Source organism: Aurantimonas marianensis (assembly GCF_024195285.1).
In the GTDB taxonomy this organism is placed as follows: domain Bacteria; phylum Pseudomonadota; class Alphaproteobacteria; order Rhizobiales; family Rhizobiaceae; genus Aurantimonas; species Aurantimonas marianensis.
In genome coordinates this window covers 1-17,775 of sequence record NZ_JALHBS010000100.1, presented here as the reverse complement: position 1 = coordinate 17,775, position 17,775 = coordinate 1, and the positions used below count along the sequence as shown (strand labels likewise).

Here is a 17,775-nt window from a genome sequence, read left to right as displayed (position 1 = left end):
TCGGCGAACAACGACGGAAAGTCGGCGGCGCCGTTACGGTCTGACTGTGGCGGGAATGGCGCAGCGACGCGCAAGGAGCAAGTCCGCAATGAGGGAATTCACCGCTTCGACGATGCGATCGCTGGCCTTTCTGACCCGGCTTCCGCCGGCGCGCCGCGCCTTTACCGGAACGCACCCGCTCGGCGAGGACGTCCATTCATTTCCGCTGGCGGGGCTAATCGCGGCGCTGCCGGCGGCGCTGATCCTGTTTCTCGGGCCGGCGGTCGGCCTGTCGGCGCTCGTCGTCGCGTCGCTGGCGGTCGCGGCACTGGTTTTCGTCACAGGCGTGCTGCACGAGGACGGGCTCGGCGATGTCGCCGACGGGCTCGGCGGCCACCATGAGCGGGATCGCGCGCTGGCGATCATGAAGGACAGCCGGGTTGGCAGCTATGGCGCCCTCGCGCTGATCCTGTCGGTCGCGCTGCGGATCGCGATCCTCGCCGAACTGGTCGAAGCCGGTCCCGCCGGCGCGGCGCTCGCCATGCTTGGGGTCGCGGCGGCAAGCCGTGGCGCGATGGCCTGGCTGTGGGCATCGCTTCCCTCCGCCTCGGTCGGCGGCACGGCCGACCGGGCGGGCCGGCCGGACCGTAGAAACGGCCGTGCCTCGCTGCTGATCGGCGATGGCCTTTATATCGTCGCCGGCATTCTCGCGGTCGGCTTCGGCCCGACGCTCGCCGGCTTCCTGCTGGGCGGGCTGGTGCTGTTATGGTTTCGCGGCTTCATCGAACGCCGGCTCGGCGGCCAGACCGGCGACTGCCTGGGCGCGTCGCAGCAGCTCGTGGAAATCGCCGCGCTGCTCGGTCTTGCCCTGGGCAGCGGATAAACCGTGCTGGCCTATAGTGCCGCCGGTCTATAGCGCCGCCGCGATGAACAGCAGCGCGGCGAACGCCAGAAGCAGATTCGCGGCGGTCTTGAACAGCCCGATCGCGGCGGCGATGTCGGCTAGCCACGCCCGGCGACGGCCCGCCGCATTGAGCATCGGCGCCTCGACTTCGAGATTGCCGTAGCGGCGCGGACCGCCGAGCGAGAGGCCAAGAGCCGCCGCCATCGCCGCTTCCGGCCAGCCGGCATTGGGCGAGCGATGCAGCGGCGCGTCCCGCCGCGCGATGGACAGGGCGGCGCCGACTTCCGCGCGGTTGCGATGATGAATCCCCACGGAAAGCGCGATCAACAGCGCCGTCAGCCGCGCCGCCGGCCAGTTCATAAGATCGTCGAGCTTCGCCGAGGCCCAGCCGAAGGCGTGATAGCGCTCGTTCATGTGGCCGATCATCGAATCGGCCGTGTTGACCGCCTTGTAGGCTAGGAGGCCCGGAAGCCCCAGGACCAGATACCAGAGAAACGGCGCGACGACGCCGTCAGAGGCGTTCTCGGCAAGGCTTTCGATCGCCGCGCGGCAGACACCGGCCTCGTCCAGCGCATCGGGATCGCGGCCGACGATCATCGCGACCGCGCGGCGTGCGGTTTCCAAGCCTTCGCCCAGCGCGCGTTCCACCGCGCGGACATGATCGATCAGGCTCTTCTGGGCCAGAAACACCGCGAGCACGAGGGCTTCGAACAGCCCGCCCAAAAGACCCAGGCTGGCGAAGATCGTCGACAAGAGAAGGCCCGCGAATAGAGCGCCGCCGACAAGCAGACCCGCGGCAATGATGCCGCTGCGCCACCGGGACGATTCGCCGAGGTCTGGTCGGTTGAGAGTCTGGTCGAGCCGGTCGATCACCCATCCGACGAGCACCACCGGATGTGGCACCCGACGCCAGAGCCAATCCGGATCGCCGACAAGACGGTCGAGGGCCGTGCCCAGAAACAGGATCGCGACGCGCTCGATCATCCGCCGTCGCCGATCTCATCAAGCGCTTCCCCCAGCGCCGCCCGCAGCCGCGCGGCCTCGTCGGGACCGGCCGGATTGCCGATCCGCAGCCAGTCCGACCGCTCGGCGAAGGGCCGCGTCAGGATGCGCCGGCGACAGAGCGCGTTAGACAGCGCGCCAGCCCGCTCGCAGCGAATGGTCGCGAACAGGGCGGTGCGTCCGACCAATGGCGCCCGGCGGTCGAGCACTGCATCGAACAGCATTTCGGCCTGACGGCGGATGCGCTGGCGGGTGATCTGGATTGTTTCGACGTTACCGAGAAGCGCCTCGGCGCAAACCAGCGCCGGCCCCGACACCGCCCACGGCCCGAGCCGTTCAGACAATCGCCCGGCGAGGTCGGGCGTGGTCAGCGCGAAGCCGAGGCGAAGGCCGGCGAGGCCGAAGAACTTGCCGAAGGAGCGATGGATCAAAAGGCCACCCCGGCCGGCCTCCGAGGCCAGGCTCATGTCGGGCGTCACGTCCATGAAGGCTTCGTCGACCACGAGGAGACCGCCGCGCGCCGCCATGCGCTCGTGAAGGTCGAACAAGTCGGCTCGCGAGAAAACCCGCCCGTCCGGATTGTTCGGATTGACGACGACGGCGACTTTCACGGTATCGGCGATGGCGTCCGGCCGCTCGATCCCGGCCACCGCATGCCCCGCCGCCGCGAAGGCCCGCCGGTGTTCCGCATAGGTCGGCTCGACGATGGCGTCCTCGGCCGGCGGCAGGAGGAACGGCAGCAGCGAAATCAGCGCCTGCGAACCCGGCGCGGCGACGATGCCGGCGTCGGCCGGCGCGCCATAAGCGCGGCGCGCGGCGTCGAGCGCCGCCCGTTCCAGGCTGGCTTCCGGCAGGCGTGAGAACGCTTCGGGCGGAAATTCCGGCAGTTCCGACGGAACCGGATTGATGCCGGTGGACAGATCCAGCCAGTCCGCGCGGCGGCCGCCATGCCGGGCGATCGCGGCGTCGAGGGCGCCGCCGTGGCGAAGGGCGGAGGCATCCGGCTGCATCAGGATTCCCTGTCGATGATATGGAGAAACGAGCCGCTGACACGGCCCCGGCGAAGGCCATGACGGCCTAAATCGGCGCCGCGCGCATCCGACGCCTGGAACAGCGCCTCTCCCGGCCCTTCGGCAACGATCGACGCATAGTGGAACTCATGCGCACGCAAAGGACCGGACCACGGTCCGCCGCCGAGCGGGACAAGCCGGCGATAGCCGAGATGCAGCTTGCGTCGGGCAAAGCTCGTTTCCAGCGGCAGCAGGCCGAGCATCGCATGAATCTTTCCGTCGCCGTCGGTGAGCGTCTCGCCTAGCACCATGTAGCCGCCGCACTCGCCATAGATCGCGGCGCCGCGCTCCGCCGCCGCCCGCGTCCCGGCCAGGAAAGCCGACGCCGCCGCGAGCCGTCCGGCATGGAGCTCCGGATAGCCGCCGGGCAGATAGATCGCGTCAGCCGCCGGGTCCGGCGGCTCGCCCGCCAGCGGCGAGAAGAACGACAGCGCGGCGCCGGCATCCCGCCAGCCGGCAAGAAGATGCGGATAGGCGAAGGCGAAGGCGTCGTCCCGGGCCACGGCGATCGTCCGGCCGAGCGGCGCGAGCGGTGCGACGGATCCGGGGGAGGCGGCAGCCATCGGTTCCAGACCTGCACTCGCGAGCGCCGTCAACGCGGGCAGGTCGCAGCCTTCTTCGATCCAGCCCGCTGCGTGCTCGATAAAGGCCTCTAGATCACCGTGCTCGCCGGCCTGGACCAGACCCAGATGGCGCTCGGGCAGCGCGAGATCGGGCTGGCGTGGAAGCACGCCGAGCACCGGAATGACCAGCGGCGCCAGCGCCTCGCGCAAAAGGCTCTCATGCCGGTCGGAACCGACGCGGTTGAGAATCAGCCCGGCGATCGCGATGTCGGCGCGATGGGTGGCGAAACCACGGACGAGCGCGGCGACCGAATGGGACTGTCTGGCGCAGTCGACGACGAGGACGATGTTGAGGTCCAGCATCGACGCCAGATCGGCGGCCGAACCGCTGCCGTCCGCCGCGCCGTCGAACAGACCCATCATGGCTTCGACGACGAAGGCCTCGCCTTGCTGGTGTGCTTCACCGGCAAGGCTGGCGACCAGTGCCGGACGCATCGCCCAGGGATCGAGATTGACGCAAGGGCCGCCGCTCGCCGCGGCGTGAAAGGCCGGATCGATATAGTCGGGACCGGCCTTGGCCGAGCCGACGGTCACGCCGGAGCTCCGCAGCGCGCGCAAGAGCCCCAGCGTCACCGTCGTCTTGCCGGCGCCCGAATGCGGCGCCGCGATCAAGAGCCCCGTCATCGGCGGGCCTCCGGCTTTCCGTGACGGCGGGCGACGCCTATAAGCCGGGCATGGGTTTCAATCTCGGCGACGGCAAGGTGGAACAGCGCGGCGACGGCAAGCCGGCCGGCGCATTGCGTCGCGGCTGGACGACGGGCGCCTGCGCCACCGCCGCGACCAAGGCGGCGCTTTCCGCGCTTTTGACCGGGGACTTTCCCGATCCGGTGGAGATCGTGCTGCCGAAGGGCGAGACACCCGCCTTCGCGCTCAACCGGACGGCGCTCGAAAGCGGCCGGGCGATGGCCGCCATCGTCAAGGACGCGGGCGACGATCCGGACGTGACGCATCTCGCCGAGATCGTCGCGACTGTCCATTTCGGCGCGCCGGGTTCCGGCATCGTCTTTTCCGCCGGCCCCGGCGTCGGCACGGTGACCCGCGCCGGCCTGCCGATTCCGCCCGGCGAACCAGCGATCAACCCTGTGCCGCGCCGCATGATCAGGGGTGTGATCGACGACCTCTGCGCTCATCCCGGCCGCGCGGCCGACGTCGCCATCGAGATCTCCGTCACCGACGGCGAGGCGCTGGCGCGGCAAACCTGGAACCCGCGCCTCGGCATTGTTGGCGGGCTGTCGATCCTCGGCACCACGGGGATCGTCCACCCCTTCTCCTGCTCGGCCTGGATCCATTCGATCCATCGCGGCGTCGACGTGGCGCGCGCGGCGGGGCTCACCCATGTGGTCGGCGCCACCGGCTCGGCCAGCGAGGACGCCGCCCGGGCGCTCTATCCCGAATTGCCGGAGAGCGCCTGGCTGGACATGGGCGACTTTGCCGGCGGCCTGCTCAAATATCTGCGCGTCCATCCCGTCGACCGCGTCACCATCGCCGGCGGCTTCGCCAAGCTCACCAAGCTGGCGCAGGGCGCGATGGACCTGCACTCCGGCCGCAGCCAGGTGGATTTTGCCTTTCTCGCCGACATCGCCGGCGACCTTTCGCCGGATCAGGCCGATGCGCTGCGTCCAGCGATCCTTGCCGCCAACACCGCGAAGGCGGTGCTGGAGCTTTGCGCCGGCGAGGGGATCGATCTGTCCGCCGCCATCGCCGAGCGGGCGCGGCAAAGCGCGGCCGATATCCTGCGCGGCGCGCCGGTGACGCCGCACATCGTCGTCGTCGATCGGGAGGGCGCGATCCTTGCCCGCACCGACTGAGATCATCCTCGTCCTCGGCGGGACGGCGGAGGCCAACCGGCTGGTTAGCCGGATTCGCATCATGCGACCGGATGCAAGGATCTTGCTTTCGCTCGCCGGCCGAACGGCGACGCCGGTGCTCCCCGAGGATTGCGCGGTTCGCGTCGGAGGATTCGGCGGCGCCGATGGTCTCGCGGCGTTCCTCGCCCGGGAAGGCGTCACCCATCTCGTCGACGCGACACATCCCTTTGCCGCCGGCATCTCGCGCAATGCGGTGAAAGCCGCTGAGACCGCCGGCGTGCCGCGCGTCGCGCTGGTCCGTCCCGCCTGGGAGCCGCAAACGGGCGACCGCTGGACTTGCGTCGCTTGCCTCGGCGATGCCTGCGATGCTTTGCCGGCAAAGGCGCGGCCGCTTCTGGCGCTGGGCCGGCAGCATCTGACGCCCTTCGCGCGCCGGCCCGATCTCGACCTCGTGGTGCGGATGATCGAGCCACCGGACCCGCCGCTGCCGTTTTCGGCCGAGATCGTGCTAAGCCGTCCGTCGCCGGACGCCGACGAGGAGGCGGAATTGCTCCAGCGGCTCGCCATCACCCATCTGGTCTGCCGCAATTCCGGCGGCGCGGCCTCATACGCCAAGGTCGAAGCCGCGCGGCGGCTCGGCCTGCCGGTGATCATGATCGAACGGCCGCCCAGCGCTCCACCGCCGGTCGCCGGTTCCCTCGACGCGGTGCTGACCCTTATCGGCATGAACCCTTCCGTCTAGATCACGAAGCGAGCGTCTTGCGCTTCGGCCGCAGCACATGGACGTGACCGGCGTCGTAAAGCTTGGAATCGATGAAATCCTCGGCGCCCAGCGCCCGGCCGACGAAGATCAGCGCGGTGCGCGTCAGTTTGGCCGCGCGCGCCTTTTTGTGGATGTCGCCGAGCGTGCCGTGGATGAAGGTCTCATCCGGCCAGCCGACCCGGTAGGCGATGACCGCCGGGCAGTTCTCGCCGTAGGCCGGCAGCGGCAGGAGCTCGCGCTGGATGTGCGGAATGTTGCGCACCGACAGATGGATCGCCAGCGTCGCGCCGCTCCGGCCGAGGGTCGATAGCTCCTCGCCTTCCGGCATCTTCGACGATTTCATCGCCGTGCGGGTGAGGATCACCGTCTGGCAGATTTCCGGGACCGTCAGTTCCTTTTGCAGAGCCGCCGCCGCCGCCGCGAAGGCCGGCACGCCCGGCGTGACGTCGTAGGGAATGGCGAGCGCATCCAGCCGGCGCATCTGCTCGGCGATGGCACCGTAGAGCGACGGGTCGCCCGAATGCACCCGCGCGACGTCCTTGCCGGCCTCGTGGGCCGCCTGCATCTCCGCGATGATCTCGTCGAGCGTCATCGGGGCGGTATCGCGCACGCGCGCCCCCTCGGGCGCGGCCTTGACGATTTCCGCCGGCACAAGCGAGCCGGCATAGAGACAGACCGGACAGGCCTCGATCAGCCGCAGGCCGCGAACGGTGATCAGGTCCGGCGCGCCGGGACCGGCGCCGATAAAGTGGACGGTCATGCGGCCTCTTCGATGGACAGTTCGGCGGTGATTTTCGACCAAGGGACGCGGATCAGGCCCTTGTCGTCCCGATCGATCAAGCCAAGCTCCAGAAGCGCCGAAACATCCGAGTGGACCCCCCGATAGTCGCGTCCAAGCAGCCGGGAAAGAGCCCGGATCGACATGGGGCCGGCTTTTCGAAGCGAACGGAGCAGGGTCCAACGGTTGGGCGTCAAGGTCTTCAGCAACAGCTCGGCGGTCTCGAATCCAAGGCAAGCGGCCGGCGACGGGGTGAAATCCCCCGCATCGAAACGGCGAGCGGCCACCTTCGCCTCATCGAAGAACTCATCGAGAGACGAAACCTTGACGATGACTTCATCCATCTTTCAGCTCCTTCTCGATGTCCTGCTGAAAATCATCGAGGAGCGTAGCGATATCGACGAAGACATAAGGTTCCTCACGGCCTCGATAGTGTCGGTGATCGCCTTTGCCCCTTTCATTGTCGTAGCCGATGATCCGTTTGCCCGGCCGTCCATAGAAGAGCGAATATTTAAGCCCATGCGGCCGCTCGGACGTGGGCGCCGGCAGGCGCCAGATGGTGATTTCGACGATGGCGCCGTTCCGCAAGTTCTCCTTCCGGCGGTCCAGCAACTGCGCCTTCATGATGTTCTTTATCCCATATGCTTTAATTTACATCAAGCCGCACCGATCTGCATCCCCGTTCCCGCCTTTGCCGCATAGCCGCGCGGCGTATAGGCCCATTGGCGCCCGTCGCCGGTGGTGACCAGCCTTGTCTCAGACGAGCCGACGATCACCACGGTCAGCATGTCGACATCGTCGATGTCGAGCTCGGCGAGCGGCACGAACCGAACCCGTTCGCCGTCCCGACCGAGATTGGTCGCGAGGATCACCGGCGTCGCGGCGGGGCGATGCTTCAGCAGTTCGTCGCGGGCGAAGGCCAACTGGGTGCGGCGCTTCTTCGACACGGGATTGTAGAAGGCGATGACGAAATCGGCCTCGGCCGCCGAGCGCACCCGCCGCTGGATGTCGTCCCACGGCGTCAACAGGTCGGACAGCGAGATGGTGCAGAAATCGTGGCCGAGCGGGGCGCCGGCGCGGGCGGCCGCCCCTTGCAGGGCGGAAATGCCCGGTGAGCACTGGATGGCGGTCCGCCGCGCGGCGTCCGACACCCCGCCCTTGTCGATGAGTTCGAAGACCAGCGTAGCCATCGCATAGATGCCGGCGTCGCCCGAGCAGACGAGCCCGACGGTGCGGCCCTCGCCGGCCAGTTCCATCGCGTGGCGCACCCGCGCCTCTTCCTTGCCGAGGTCGAAATCGTGCCGCATCTTGCCATTCGTCAGCGGCCCGAGCAGGTCGAGATAGAGCGAATAGCCGACAAGATCGCTTGCCGTCTCGACCATGCGGCTGACTTCCGGCGAGCGCCATTCCTCGCCGCCGGGGCCGATGCCGACGACGAACAGGGTGCCGCGCGCGCGGCCGATCCGCGCCGGGTCGAGCGGCCGCGGCGCCCGGCCGAGCGCCGCCGTCACCCGCCGGCTCTTGCGCTTGGCGACGACGAGCCGGCCTTCAGCGCCAGCGGCGGCGAGTGCCGCGCCCTCGGCGACGCCGTGGCAGCCGGTCTCGGCGAAGACGATGTCGGATGGATTTTCCAGACGCCCCGCTTCGGTTTCCAGCTCGGAGGCAGTGAAGAAGCGCGCGGGAACGCCGTAATTCTCGGCGACGGAATGGATGGCCGCCTCGTCGGCCTTCAGATCGATCGAGGCGACGGCCGCCAGCGACAGCGGGGTGATGCCGGCCTCGGCGAGAACGCGGTCCGCCAGTTCAATGGCCTCCGCGACCGGCGCGCCGCGCTCGCTGCCAATCCCGAGGATGTGGGTTTGTGGGCGATAAAGCAGTTCGCCGGCGACCGGCGCGCGCGCCTCTTCCGTGACCGAAAGCCGAACCGTGCCGTCGGGCGCGAAAGGAAGGCGCGAGGCGGACAGCCACGCCGCCTCGCCGTCGAGCCGCGCGGTTGCGCCGGCGACGAGATCGGCCATCGCCTGTTTGGCGCCTTCGGGATTTTCCAGCCGCCAGCCGGGCGGCGGCGCGTCGAGCGCGACACCGAAGCGCAAGTCACCGGCGGTGGTGATCGCGGCAACGCCGCCCAGATCGTCGGCGATCTTGCGGGCCAGATCGTTGGCGCCGTGATGGCCGCCCAAGAGCGGCACTGCGACCGAGCCGTCCTCGGCGAGGGCGACGACGGGTGGCTCCGCCTGTTTGTCGGCGATGAGCGGCGCAAGGATGCGGATCAATGCCCCTGTCGCCATCACCGCGACAACGGGCCGGCCTTCGCGGAACAGGGCGCGCAGATGCGGTCCCGCCTCATCGAAGACGATCGCGGCATCCGGGCAGCGCCTGGCCGGGCCATGCACCGCGCCGCCGATCAGGGCCGCTACCCGCTCGGCCAGCGCCCGGGGTGCTTCGGAAAGGATGACGATCGCGGCGGTCTTTTCACTCATCGCGCCGGCTCCTGGTCGAAGGCGGCGCCCCGGATCGCCGGTTCCGTGCCGCGATAGCCGAGGATCATCGAAAAATAGGGGACGTCGCCCGAGACGTCACGGAGCGGCAGCAACCGTTCCTCGGGCAGCGACACCCTTTCGGCATAGGCGCAGCGGTCGAGCAGCCCCAGCGTCTCGATCAGCGCCTTGACCCGGGGAAAATGCCGGCCAAGCTTCATGATCGCGAAGGCCTCCGCCGCTTCGATCCGGGCGCCGAGCGCGGCGTCGTCGAGCGGGCCGGGAATCACGGTCAGGACATCGTTGCGGGCGGCGAGCGGGCGTTTCAGCGCCGCCGACGCGGCCATCACCGAGGACACTCCCGGCACGATCTCGGTGGGGAAACGGCTGGCAAGGCGCTCGAAGAGATACATGAAAGAGCCATAGAAGAACGGGTCGCCCTCGCACAGGACGGCGACGTCACGGCCTTCCGCCAGACGTGCGCCGATCCGCTCGGCCGCCTCGTCGTAGATCGCGGCGGCGGGAAACCGCTCGACGCGCATCGGCACGACGATCGGGATTTCCTCCTGTTCGGCCGAAAGATATTCCGCGACGATGGCGCGGGCGAAGCTTGTGCCGTGATCGGGCGCTGGATAGGCGACGACCGGCGCCGCCTTGAGAAGGCGCAGAGCCTTCAGCGTCAGGAGCTCAGGGTCGCCCGGCCCGACGCCGAGACCATAGAGTGTTCCGGTCGCCGCGCTCATGGAGCATCGCCCCTGGTGACGTGCCAGTGAACGACCGGCATCGCCGGCTTGAAGCCGCGATAGGGTCCCACCTTTTCGGCCCGCTCGACCCCGATCCGCATCAATTCCCCGCCCAGCCTGGCATGCAACGCGATCAGGATCGCTTCCGATTCCAGCGTCACCGCATGGGCGACCATCCGGCCGCCCGGCTTCAGCGCGCCCCAGGCCGCGTCGAATACGCCGTCGGTGAGGCCGCCGCCGATGAACACCGCGTCGGGCGGCGCCAGCTCGGCGAAGGCGGCTGGCGCCTCGCCCGCGACGATCGCGAGTTCGGGCACGCCCAGCGCGGCGGCGTTCTCGGCGATCAACGCCCGGCGTTCGGCCACCGGCTCGATCGCGACGGCGGCCATGCCGGCGCCGGAACGCAGCCATTCGATCGAGATCGAGCCGGACCCCGCCCCGACATCCCAGAGGCGCTGGCCCGGCAGCGGTTCGAGCGCGGCGACGGCGAGCGCCCGCAGCACGCGCTTGGTCATCTTGCCGTCATTGACGAAGGCGTCGTCCGAAAGCCCCGCGACCAGCGGCCGCGGCGTCGCCGCCCGGCCGGCCACGCACTCGACCGCGATCGTGTTCAGATCGGCGATGTCGGCGAGATCGAAACCAGCCGCGGTGGTCTCGCGGATTCGTTCGCGGTCGCCGCCGAGATGCTCCAGCACGACGAGCCGGCTCGGCCCGAAGCCGCGCCCGGTCAGGAGCCGCGCGATAGCCTGCGGCGACGCCGCATCCTCGGAATAGATCAAAAGCCGCACCGAGGGCGCCAGATAGCGGTTGACGGTCTCGACCGGACGGCCATGCACCGTCAGGCAGCGGCAGTCGGCCAGCGGCCAGACCAGGCGAGCCGCCGCGAGCTGAAACGCCGACGGCGCCGGAATGACAAGCAGCTCCTCAGGCGAAAAATGCCGCGTCAGGGTCGCGCCGACGCCGAACCACATCGGGTCGCCGGTGGCGAGCACAACGGTCGGCGTTCCTGCGGAGGCTTTCAGCGCCGCGATTGAATCCGCGAAGGGCTTGTCCCAGGCGATGGTCCGCGCTTGCGTATCTCCGAGCATCGCCAGATGCCGTTCGCCGCCGAAGACGGTTTTTGCGGCATCGAGGGCCGCGCGAGCTTGGTCGGGGAGCGTCGTCAGGCCGCCATCCCCGATACCGATCACCGTCAGCCACGGCCGGGCCGTCTCCGCCATCGTCAGTCGAGACCGGTTGCCAGCGCATTCACCGCCGACGCAGCCATGGCGCTGCCGCCGCGTCGTCCCCTCAGCGTCACGAACGGCACGCCGTGGACGTCGCGCGCGAGTTCGGCCTTCGATTCCGCCGCGCCGACGAAGCCGACCGGCAGGCCGATGATCAGGGTCGGACGGGGCGCGCCTTCATCCAGCTTTTCCAGGAGGCGATAGAGCGCGGTCGGCGCGTTGCCGATCGCGACCACTGCCCCTTCCATCAGATCGGTCCACAGATCGACCTGCGCGGCCGAGCGCGTGGTGCCCTCGCGCTCGGCGATCCGCCTTGTGCGCGGATCGCCGAGCCGGCAGACGATCTTGTTCTGGCGCGGCAGCTTGGCAGAGATGATGCCGTGCGACACCATTTCGGAATCGCACAAGATCGGCGCCCCGCTTTCGAGCGCCGCGCGTCCTGCCTCGATCGCGCCGTCGGACAGAACCAGATCGGCGAGAATGTCGGGCATGCCGCAGGCGTGGACCAGGCGGATCGCCAGATCATGACCGATCTCGGGAATGGTCGACAGATCCGCTTCCTGGCGGATCAGCCGAAAGCTCTCGGCGTAGATCGCCGCCGGGTTGCGGATGTAGGAGAGGCGCGCGCCGGGGGCGAGATAGGGGTCGGACTCTTCGGTAGCAGTCTCGACCAGCCGATGTCCGAGCCCGGCAATCCAGCCTTCCTCGGACAATACGGCGGCGGACTCGGCCTCGGACAGATCGGCCGGCGCCGACAAGACTTCGCCAAGGCGCCCTTCCGCGTCGAAGCGGGCAAAGATGTCGGCGAGCGTTTCGACCTGCGCCTCGTCGAGGCAGGATTTGTCGCCCTGCTCGACCGGCACCAGGCCGGGATAGATCTCCGCCAGCACGATCGGCGCGGCGAGATTGTCCGCAAAGCCCGTCTCGAACGGCCAGACCGCCAGATGCTCCGCGAATTCCGGATCGCGCCGCAGATGCTCCAGCCGGGCCAGGCCGGTGATCACCTGGCTGCCGACGCTGCCGGCAAAGGCGAGCTTCCACACCGGCTGCGCCTTGACCGCCCGGCGCTCGGCGAGACGGCGCTCGGCGAGACCGGTCGGATAGGGCTCGGGCTTGGCGACCGGCAGGCCCGGAATCTCCTGGTGCATCGGCCGCCCCCAATACATCGGCGCCGTGGCCAAGGCTTCGCGGTTCAGCCGGCCGGCGACCTCGAAACGGTTGGAGAAATTGTCGTCGCGATCCTTGAGCGCGTCGGCGAAAAAGCCCCACAGCGCCCGCCAGTCCGCCTGCCCGGCAATTGCAGCCGCCGCGCCAGCCGGATAGCCGAAGGGGAAGTCGAAGCCGGCGAAAACGCGCTTGTCCTCGGCGAGCGCGTCGCGGAAGAACTGACGCAGCTTGGCCATCGCGGCGGTGCGGGTCGGCGGATTGACCGTCTCGAGAAGTCGCGTCTCGGCCCCGTCGCGCTCGGCAAAGGCGATCCAGATCGAATCCTTGCCGGTGGTCGGCGTGTTGGACGCGGACCAGTCGACGATCGCGTAGCGGTCGAACAGGGGCTTCATGGCTTGCTCACGTCCGCGTTCGGCATCGCCCCGGCCTTCATCGACCGCGGACCAAGCGGATGGTCGGCCTGGGGATAGGGGTGGTGGTGATGGTGGCCGGCGTCACCATGCGAATGGCCGTGGTCATGATCGTGATGATGGGCCTGCCCTCCTTCATGCGTATGGTCATGATCGTGGTGGACATGCCCGGTGCCGCGGGCGATTTGATGGCCGTGGCCATGCTCCCGCGACGCCGCGCGGCAGGCGCCGGTGCAGACGGTGTCGCAAAGCGTGCAATCGGCGGAGGAGCCGACGCCCTCCACGTGATGATGATGACTCTCCTGCGCCAGCCCGACCTCCGCCTCGAAGCCCAGCACCTGCTCGCGATATTTGCACATCTGGCAGTTCATGTTGTTGGTGCCTTCGAGGATCTCGTTCAGGCGATCGACGAAGGTTTCCACCACCAGGTCATGGGCGGCGAGATAGCCGGCCTTGAGAAAGCGAATCTCGGGATGGCGGGCCGCGACATTGTCGGTCTGGTCGTAGATCCGCCGCACCAGGACGCCGGTGAACAGGAAATAGGGAAAGACGACGATGCGCCGGTAGCCGAGCCGGCTCGCATGGTCGAGGCCAGGCTCGACCAGCGGGAAGGTGACGCCCGAATAGGCGGTCTCGCCCCAGCCGAAGCCGAGGCCCTCCCACAGCATCCGCATGACCTTGGAAACGTTGGAGTTGGCGTCCGGGTCCGAGGCGCCGCGCCCGACCACGACCAGCATGGTGTCGTGCAGCGGATCGCCATCCTGCCAGCCGTCGGCGACGAGGCATTCCTTGATCCGATCGCCGGCGGCCCGGATCATCTTCGGATCGATGCCGAGTTCGCGGCCATATTCGATCCGAAGGCCGTTGGCGGCGGCATAGGTGTTGAGGACCGAGGGAATGTCGTTCTTGGCGTGACCGGCGGCGAACAGCATCCCCGGCAGCGCGAGGACCGTTTCGGCACCGCTTTCCCGCAGGCGGTCGAGGCCGTCGCGAATGACCGGCTTGGCGAATTCCAGATAGCCGTGTTCGACATGCCAGTCCGGCAGGCGCGCGCGGAGCTTGTCCGCCAGGCCGCCGAACTCGGTCATCGCGCCCTGGTCGCGGCTGCCATGGCCGCACAGCATCAGAGCCTTCATGATCGGCCTCCGTTCATCCCGTTTCGACGCCGGAGGAGCCGTGCCCAGCGAATTCGGAGCGCGGTTCGGTCCGACAGCTCCGTCTTGGCCCCCTGCTTGGGTCGGCCGCACCGGAATGTGTTTCAGCCCGTAACCGGGCACCGTCAGTTTCGTCAAAACCGGTAGACCGGGAGAGCCACATGGTCAAACGGAGTCTGTGAAAGCGGGTGTCGTCCGGCAACCGCCAAATCGATCCGGGCACGCGCGGCAAGCCGCTTATCGCGGGCGCGGATCGGAGCGATCCGCCTGCCAGGGATCGATGATCTCGACGCCGAATCGTTCGAAATCGCCGATATTGCGGGTGACGACAGCAAGTTTCAGTTCCAGCGCCGTCGCAGCGATGAGCGCGTCGTTCGTCGGCACGCAGTTGGGCGTCGGCACGCAGTTGGGCGTCGGAAGTGTCGCACATCGCCGCGCAATCGGCAGCGTCACATTGAGGATACGGTTTCCCAGCAGCGGAAGAACCAGCGCTTCGAGCCATTCGCGTAGTAGTCGCGCGAAGTTCGCGTCCCGCCTCTCCTGGCGCAGGATGCCGAATTCGATTTCGAGGATCGTCACGACCGACACACAGAAATCCTCGGGCTCGATTGCCGCCATGAAACGCCTGAAATGATCGTTGGTCCGCTCAGGCCGTCGGCTGTGCGAGATGACATTGGTGTCGAACAGATAGTGCATCAGTCGAGATCGACGTCCCGGGTCGCGATGTCCACGCGTTCGGGAGAGAACTCGAAGTCGGCTTCGGGACGAGGATCGGCCAGGAGGTCGAGAAGCGTCGGCCGCTGGCGCGACAGCCGCCGGAATTCGGCTTCCGACATCAGGACGAAGGCCGGCTCCCCGCGCTCGGTGATGCGAACGGGAGCCTTCCGCGCCGCATCCTTGACGCGGCCATGTTGCTGATTGAATTCGCGGCTGCCGAAGGCCTGCATGAGCGCCCCGTTGTACTACGTTTCCTCAAAAGTAATACGGGCATCCCGGACGATCAAGCTTCGGCTGGGTACTGGACTTGCGCCGCGCGTCGGGCGAGGAGGGGAACATGCGCCAGACCGCCGCCATCATGCTGCAGGGCACCGGCTCCGACGTCGGCAAGACGGTGCTCGTCGCCGGGCTCTGCCGGCTATTCGCCCGGCGCGGCCTCGCCGTGCGCCCGTTCAAGCCACAGAACATGTCGAACAACGCCGCCGTCGCCGCCATTCCCGGCACGGCGGATTTCGGCGAGATCGGACGGGCGCAGTGGTTGCAGGCGCTGGCCTGCGGAACGCCGCCGACCGTCGATATGAACCCGGTGCTGTTGAAACCGCAATCGGAGACCGGCAGCCAGATCGTGGTTTGCGGCCGCGTCACCGGCGAGGCCAAGGGCCGCGACTACCAGCGGCTGAAGCCCTCACTGCTTCAGAACGTGCTGGACAGCTTCGCGGCGCTTTCGGCCGAGGCCGATCTGGTCATCGTCGAGGGCGCCGGCTCGCCCGCCGAGATCAATCTCAGGGCCGGCGACATCGCCAATATGGGATTCGCCACCGCAGCGAAGGTGCCGGTGATCCTCGTCGGCGACATCGATCGCGGCGGCGTCATCGCCTCGCTCGTCGGCACCCACGCGATCCTTGGCGAAGACGACCGGGCGATGGTGGCGGGCTTTTTGATCAACAAATTCCGCGGCGACGTATCGCTGTTCGACGACGGGCTTGCCGCCATCACCCGGTTTACCGGCTGGCCGTCCTTCGGCGTCGTGCCGCATCTGAGCGCCGCGGCAAGACTGCCGGCCGAGGATTCCGTCGCGCTGGAACGGCTGTCGCGGGGTGGCGCGTCCGGCAAGCTCAAGATCGCCGTCCCCCTGCTCGGCTGGATCGCCAATTTCGACGATCTCGATCCGGTGAAGGCCGAGCCCGATATCGCGGTCGCGTTCATACGACCGGGCGAAAGCCTGCCGGGCGACGCGGCGCTGGTGCTGATTCCGGGCTCGAAATCGACCATCGCCGATCTCGCCGCCTTCCGGGCGAATGGCTGGGACCGGGACCTGGCCGAACATCACGCGCGCGGCGGCCATGTCGTCGGCCTGTGCGGCGGCTACCAGATGCTGGGGCGCCTCGTCCGCGATCCGGACGGCATCGAGGGGCCGGTGCGCGAAGCGCAAGGGCTTGGCCTCCTCGACGTCGAAACCGTGATGGTGCCGGAAAAGACCGTGCGCGAGGCCGGCGTCACGACCCCCGACGGCGAGCCACTGGAGGGCTATGAGATCCATCTCGGCCGCACCACCGGCCCGGACTGCGCCCGGCCGGTGTGCCTCATCGATGGGCAGCCCGACGGCGCGACATCGCCCGACGGCCGCGTCTTCGGCACTTATCTGCATGGGTTGTTCGGCGCCGACGACTGGCGCCGGCGCTATCTGTCACGCTTCGGACTGGACGCCGCCGGACCCGGCTATCGCGCCGGCGTCGAGGCCGCGTTGGACGAGATCGCCGACGCGCTGGAGCGGGTGGTGGATGTGGACACTCTGATGAAAATTATAAAGATGCGAAGCTGATGGAGATCGAGTTTCTCGTCTACGGTACGCCAGTGGCGTTATCATCGAGAAATCGTAGGGCGAAAGACACCTGGCAAGCCAGAGTCCGCGACGGGAGCACTTCAGCGATCCCGGAACCGCATTTCGCTTTCGATGGTGCGGTTGCAGTGACGATCTACTATTTTCCGCCTGCGCCGATGCAAGGCGACATCGACAACATCGTCAAATGGATACTCGATTCACTGACGCGGCATATCTATATCGACGACCAACAGGTTGAACGGATTGTGGTTCAAAAATTCGAGCCGGGGAAAACCGCCGATTTCTTGTCGCCAACACCGGTCTTGACAGAGGCCATCGAAGGACAAAGGCCCGTCGTCTACATCAGGATATCCGACGATCCTCTGGAGGATTTACGATGAGTTCGATTGCCACCGAGAGAGAAATTTTAGACAGCCTTTCGGAGAACCTCCGAGCCCAAGGATACGACGTCTATCGTCAGCCATCGGCATCAACTCTGCCAGGCTTCATGAAAGGATATATCCCTGATGCCGTAGCGTACCGCGATGATCGAAATCTTGCGATTGAGATCGTAGACAATCAGCAAAACCGCACTCAAAAATTAAAGACGATTTCAGAACTCTTTCAGAGCGATCCGAAATGGGACCTGAGGATTGTCTATACGAACTCCGTAAGTGTGCCCGACCCCGTCATAACCGAAAGCACAATGACCTTACGATCGACGATTGAACAGATCGACGAACTCTTGGCGGATGGACAAGTCGCCATGGCAAACGTCGTGGGCTTTGCATGTCTGGAAGCTATCGCGAGGAAGTTGTCCACGACCAACATATCGCGCCCGCAGCGACCGATCTCGGTGATCGAGGCGCTCACATCGCAAGGCTATCTTCAGCAGGATGAAGCGGATGATCTTCGCCGGCTAGCAGCGGCGCGAAACACATATGTTCATGGAGGTCTCGGCTTAGTTATCGATCCGACCGACGTTTCAAAACTTGCCGAAATTTTGAAGCGCCTGATCGAAGAGGCGGCTACGGAGCCCGCGTGAACGACACTCTCACACCCCCGCCCAGGCCTTGAACTTCTCGGCCCAGTCCTTGTGCCAGCGCGACAGCGGCGGGCGGTTTTCGACGAG

General features: G+C 67.5%; 19 protein-coding genes. 6 read left to right on the top strand and 13 right to left on the bottom strand.

The window, feature by feature from the left end; translation table 11 throughout:
• The first annotated feature begins 88 nt into the window (after positions 1 to 88).
• On the top strand, positions 89 to 862 hold the full coding sequence (locus MJ956_RS15555; protein WP_253965354.1) for an adenosylcobinamide-GDP ribazoletransferase: 774 nt from the start codon (positions 89 to 91) through the stop codon (positions 860 to 862).
• 27 nt (positions 863 to 889) lie between these two features.
• Here the strand turns inward: MJ956_RS15555 and cbiB are convergent, their stop codons facing one another.
• Genes cbiB through MJ956_RS15540 form a run of 3 tightly spaced genes read right to left on the bottom strand, consistent with a single transcriptional unit; the run spans position 890 to position 4,202 of the window.
• Positions 890 to 1,867, bottom strand: coding sequence for an adenosylcobinamide-phosphate synthase CbiB (cbiB, locus tag MJ956_RS15550; protein ID WP_253965353.1), 978 nt, complete (start codon positions 1,865 to 1,867; stop codon positions 890 to 892).
• Positions 1,864 to 2,895 (bottom strand): threonine-phosphate decarboxylase CobD, encoded by a 1,032-nt coding sequence (gene cobD, locus MJ956_RS15545; protein WP_253965352.1) that lies wholly within the window; start codon positions 2,893 to 2,895, stop codon positions 1,864 to 1,866. The genes cbiB and cobD overlap by 4 nt, the downstream gene beginning before the upstream one ends.
• Complete coding sequence (locus tag MJ956_RS15540) at positions 2,895 to 4,202, bottom strand: cobyrinic acid a,c-diamide synthase CobB (RefSeq protein ID WP_253965351.1); 1,308 nt, start codon at positions 4,200 to 4,202, stop codon at positions 2,895 to 2,897. Before MJ956_RS15540 ends, cobD begins: the two co-directional genes overlap by 1 nt.
• Before the next feature lie 50 nt (positions 4,203 to 4,252).
• Here MJ956_RS15540 and MJ956_RS15535 point away from each other — a divergent pair, with 50 nt between their 5' ends.
• Both MJ956_RS15535 and MJ956_RS15530 read left to right on the top strand, forming a co-directional pair.
• Positions 4,253 to 5,386 (top strand): cobalt-precorrin-5B (C(1))-methyltransferase, encoded by a 1,134-nt coding sequence (locus tag MJ956_RS15535; RefSeq protein ID WP_253965381.1) that lies wholly within the window; start codon positions 4,253 to 4,255, stop codon positions 5,384 to 5,386.
• Positions 5,370 to 6,128: a cobalt-precorrin-6A reductase gene (locus tag MJ956_RS15530; protein WP_253965350.1), complete on the top strand. Its 759-nt coding sequence runs from the start codon at positions 5,370 to 5,372 to the stop codon at positions 6,126 to 6,128. The genes MJ956_RS15535 and MJ956_RS15530 overlap by 17 nt, the downstream gene beginning before the upstream one ends.
• A 1-nt stretch (position 6,129) precedes the next feature.
• On the opposite strand, the gene cobM is transcribed toward MJ956_RS15530, so the two are convergent.
• The 10 genes from cobM to MJ956_RS15480 form a co-directional block, all read right to left on the bottom strand.
• On the bottom strand, positions 6,130 to 6,909 hold the full coding sequence (gene cobM / locus MJ956_RS15525; RefSeq protein WP_253965349.1) for a precorrin-4 C(11)-methyltransferase: 780 nt from the start codon (positions 6,907 to 6,909) through the stop codon (positions 6,130 to 6,132).
• The gene (locus tag MJ956_RS15520; protein ID WP_253965348.1) at positions 6,906 to 7,271 is read right to left on the bottom strand and encodes an HVO_A0114 family putative DNA-binding protein; all 366 of its coding nucleotides are present in this window, start codon (positions 7,269 to 7,271) and stop codon (positions 6,906 to 6,908) included. Before MJ956_RS15520 ends, cobM begins: the two co-directional genes overlap by 4 nt.
• Positions 7,264 to 7,551 (bottom strand): toxin-antitoxin system TumE family protein, encoded by a 288-nt coding sequence (locus MJ956_RS15515; protein WP_206454610.1) that lies wholly within the window; start codon positions 7,549 to 7,551, stop codon positions 7,264 to 7,266. Before MJ956_RS15515 ends, MJ956_RS15520 begins: the two co-directional genes overlap by 8 nt.
• Positions 7,552 to 7,583: 32 nt before the next feature.
• Positions 7,584 to 9,407: a precorrin-3B C(17)-methyltransferase gene (cobJ, locus tag MJ956_RS15510; RefSeq protein WP_253965347.1), complete on the bottom strand. Its 1,824-nt coding sequence runs from the start codon at positions 9,405 to 9,407 to the stop codon at positions 7,584 to 7,586.
• The gene (gene cobI / locus MJ956_RS15505; protein ID WP_253965346.1) at positions 9,404 to 10,147 is read right to left on the bottom strand and encodes a precorrin-2 C(20)-methyltransferase; all 744 of its coding nucleotides are present in this window, start codon (positions 10,145 to 10,147) and stop codon (positions 9,404 to 9,406) included. The genes cobJ and cobI overlap by 4 nt, the downstream gene beginning before the upstream one ends.
• Positions 10,144 to 11,367, bottom strand: a complete 1,224-nt coding sequence (cbiE, locus tag MJ956_RS15500; protein ID WP_253965345.1) for a precorrin-6y C5,15-methyltransferase (decarboxylating) subunit CbiE — start codon at positions 11,365 to 11,367, stop codon at positions 10,144 to 10,146. Before cbiE ends, cobI begins: the two co-directional genes overlap by 4 nt.
• Before the next feature lie 2 nt (positions 11,368 to 11,369).
• A complete protein-coding gene (locus MJ956_RS15495; RefSeq protein ID WP_253965380.1) occupies positions 11,370 to 12,047 on the bottom strand; it encodes a precorrin-8X methylmutase in 678 nt (225 codons plus the stop codon).
• An 881-nt stretch (positions 12,048 to 12,928) separates the two neighbouring features.
• Positions 12,929 to 14,086 carry a sirohydrochlorin chelatase gene (locus MJ956_RS15490; RefSeq protein ID WP_253965344.1) on the bottom strand — a complete coding sequence of 386 codons (1,158 nt, stop codon included), beginning with the start codon at positions 14,084 to 14,086 and terminating at the stop codon, positions 12,929 to 12,931.
• A 255-nt stretch (positions 14,087 to 14,341) separates the two neighbouring features.
• Positions 14,342 to 14,800: a type II toxin-antitoxin system VapC family toxin gene (locus MJ956_RS15485; RefSeq protein WP_253965343.1), complete on the bottom strand. Its 459-nt coding sequence runs from the start codon at positions 14,798 to 14,800 to the stop codon at positions 14,342 to 14,344.
• Positions 14,800 to 15,051 carry a type II toxin-antitoxin system Phd/YefM family antitoxin gene (locus MJ956_RS15480; RefSeq protein ID WP_253965342.1) on the bottom strand — a complete coding sequence of 84 codons (252 nt, stop codon included), beginning with the start codon at positions 15,049 to 15,051 and terminating at the stop codon, positions 14,800 to 14,802. Before MJ956_RS15480 ends, MJ956_RS15485 begins: the two co-directional genes overlap by 1 nt.
• Positions 15,052 to 15,158: 107 nt before the next feature.
• Here MJ956_RS15480 and MJ956_RS15475 point away from each other — a divergent pair, with 107 nt between their 5' ends.
• The 3 genes from MJ956_RS15475 to MJ956_RS15465 are packed head-to-tail and all read left to right on the top strand — an operon-like array spanning position 15,159 to position 17,688.
• The gene (locus MJ956_RS15475) at positions 15,159 to 16,643 is read left to right on the top strand and encodes a cobyric acid synthase (RefSeq protein ID WP_253965341.1); all 1,485 of its coding nucleotides are present in this window, start codon (positions 15,159 to 15,161) and stop codon (positions 16,641 to 16,643) included.
• Entirely contained in the window at positions 16,643 to 17,044 is a 402-nt protein-coding gene (locus MJ956_RS15470; RefSeq protein WP_253965340.1) for a RusA family crossover junction endodeoxyribonuclease, read from the top strand. Before MJ956_RS15475 ends, MJ956_RS15470 begins: the two co-directional genes overlap by 1 nt.
• Positions 17,041 to 17,688: a hypothetical protein gene (locus tag MJ956_RS15465; RefSeq protein ID WP_253965339.1), complete on the top strand. Its 648-nt coding sequence runs from the start codon at positions 17,041 to 17,043 to the stop codon at positions 17,686 to 17,688. Before MJ956_RS15470 ends, MJ956_RS15465 begins: the two co-directional genes overlap by 4 nt.
• Positions 17,689 to 17,775 lie beyond the last annotated feature (87 nt).

Excerpts from the sequence above, each read along its gene's own strand:
- MJ956_RS15490 (WP_253965344.1), bottom strand. The coding sequence starts at position 14,086 with ATGAAGGCTCTGATGCTGTGCGGCCATGGCAGCCGCGACCAGGGCGCG.
- MJ956_RS15540 (WP_253965351.1), bottom strand. The coding sequence starts at position 4,202 with ATGACGGGGCTCTTGATCGCGGCGCCGCATTCGGGCGCCGGCAAGACG.
- MJ956_RS15515 (WP_206454610.1), bottom strand. The coding sequence starts at position 7,551 with ATGAAGGCGCAGTTGCTGGACCGCCGGAAGGAGAACTTGCGGAACGGC.
- cbiB (WP_253965353.1), bottom strand. The coding sequence starts at position 1,867 with ATGATCGAGCGCGTCGCGATCCTGTTTCTGGGCACGGCCCTCGACCGT.
- MJ956_RS15475 (WP_253965341.1), top strand. The coding sequence starts at position 15,159 with ATGCGCCAGACCGCCGCCATCATGCTGCAGGGCACCGGCTCCGACGTC.
- MJ956_RS15465 (WP_253965339.1), top strand. The coding sequence starts at position 17,041 with ATGAGTTCGATTGCCACCGAGAGAGAAATTTTAGACAGCCTTTCGGAG.
- MJ956_RS15480 (WP_253965342.1), bottom strand. The coding sequence starts at position 15,051 with ATGCAGGCCTTCGGCAGCCGCGAATTCAATCAGCAACATGGCCGCGTC.
- MJ956_RS15470 (WP_253965340.1), top strand. The coding sequence starts at position 16,643 with ATGGAGATCGAGTTTCTCGTCTACGGTACGCCAGTGGCGTTATCATCG.
- MJ956_RS15485 (WP_253965343.1), bottom strand. The coding sequence starts at position 14,800 with ATGCACTATCTGTTCGACACCAATGTCATCTCGCACAGCCGACGGCCT.
- MJ956_RS15520 (WP_253965348.1), bottom strand. The coding sequence starts at position 7,271 with ATGGATGAAGTCATCGTCAAGGTTTCGTCTCTCGATGAGTTCTTCGAT.
- cbiE (WP_253965345.1), bottom strand. The coding sequence starts at position 11,367 with ATGGCGGAGACGGCCCGGCCGTGGCTGACGGTGATCGGTATCGGGGAT.
- cobI (WP_253965346.1), bottom strand. The coding sequence starts at position 10,147 with ATGAGCGCGGCGACCGGAACACTCTATGGTCTCGGCGTCGGGCCGGGC.
- cobM (WP_253965349.1), bottom strand. The coding sequence starts at position 6,909 with ATGACCGTCCACTTTATCGGCGCCGGTCCCGGCGCGCCGGACCTGATC.
- cobD (WP_253965352.1), bottom strand. The coding sequence starts at position 2,895 with ATGCAGCCGGATGCCTCCGCCCTTCGCCACGGCGGCGCCCTCGACGCC.
- MJ956_RS15555 (WP_253965354.1), top strand. The coding sequence starts at position 89 with ATGAGGGAATTCACCGCTTCGACGATGCGATCGCTGGCCTTTCTGACC.
- cobJ (WP_253965347.1), bottom strand. The coding sequence starts at position 9,407 with ATGAGTGAAAAGACCGCCGCGATCGTCATCCTTTCCGAAGCACCCCGG.
- MJ956_RS15535 (WP_253965381.1), top strand. The coding sequence starts at position 4,253 with ATGGGTTTCAATCTCGGCGACGGCAAGGTGGAACAGCGCGGCGACGGC.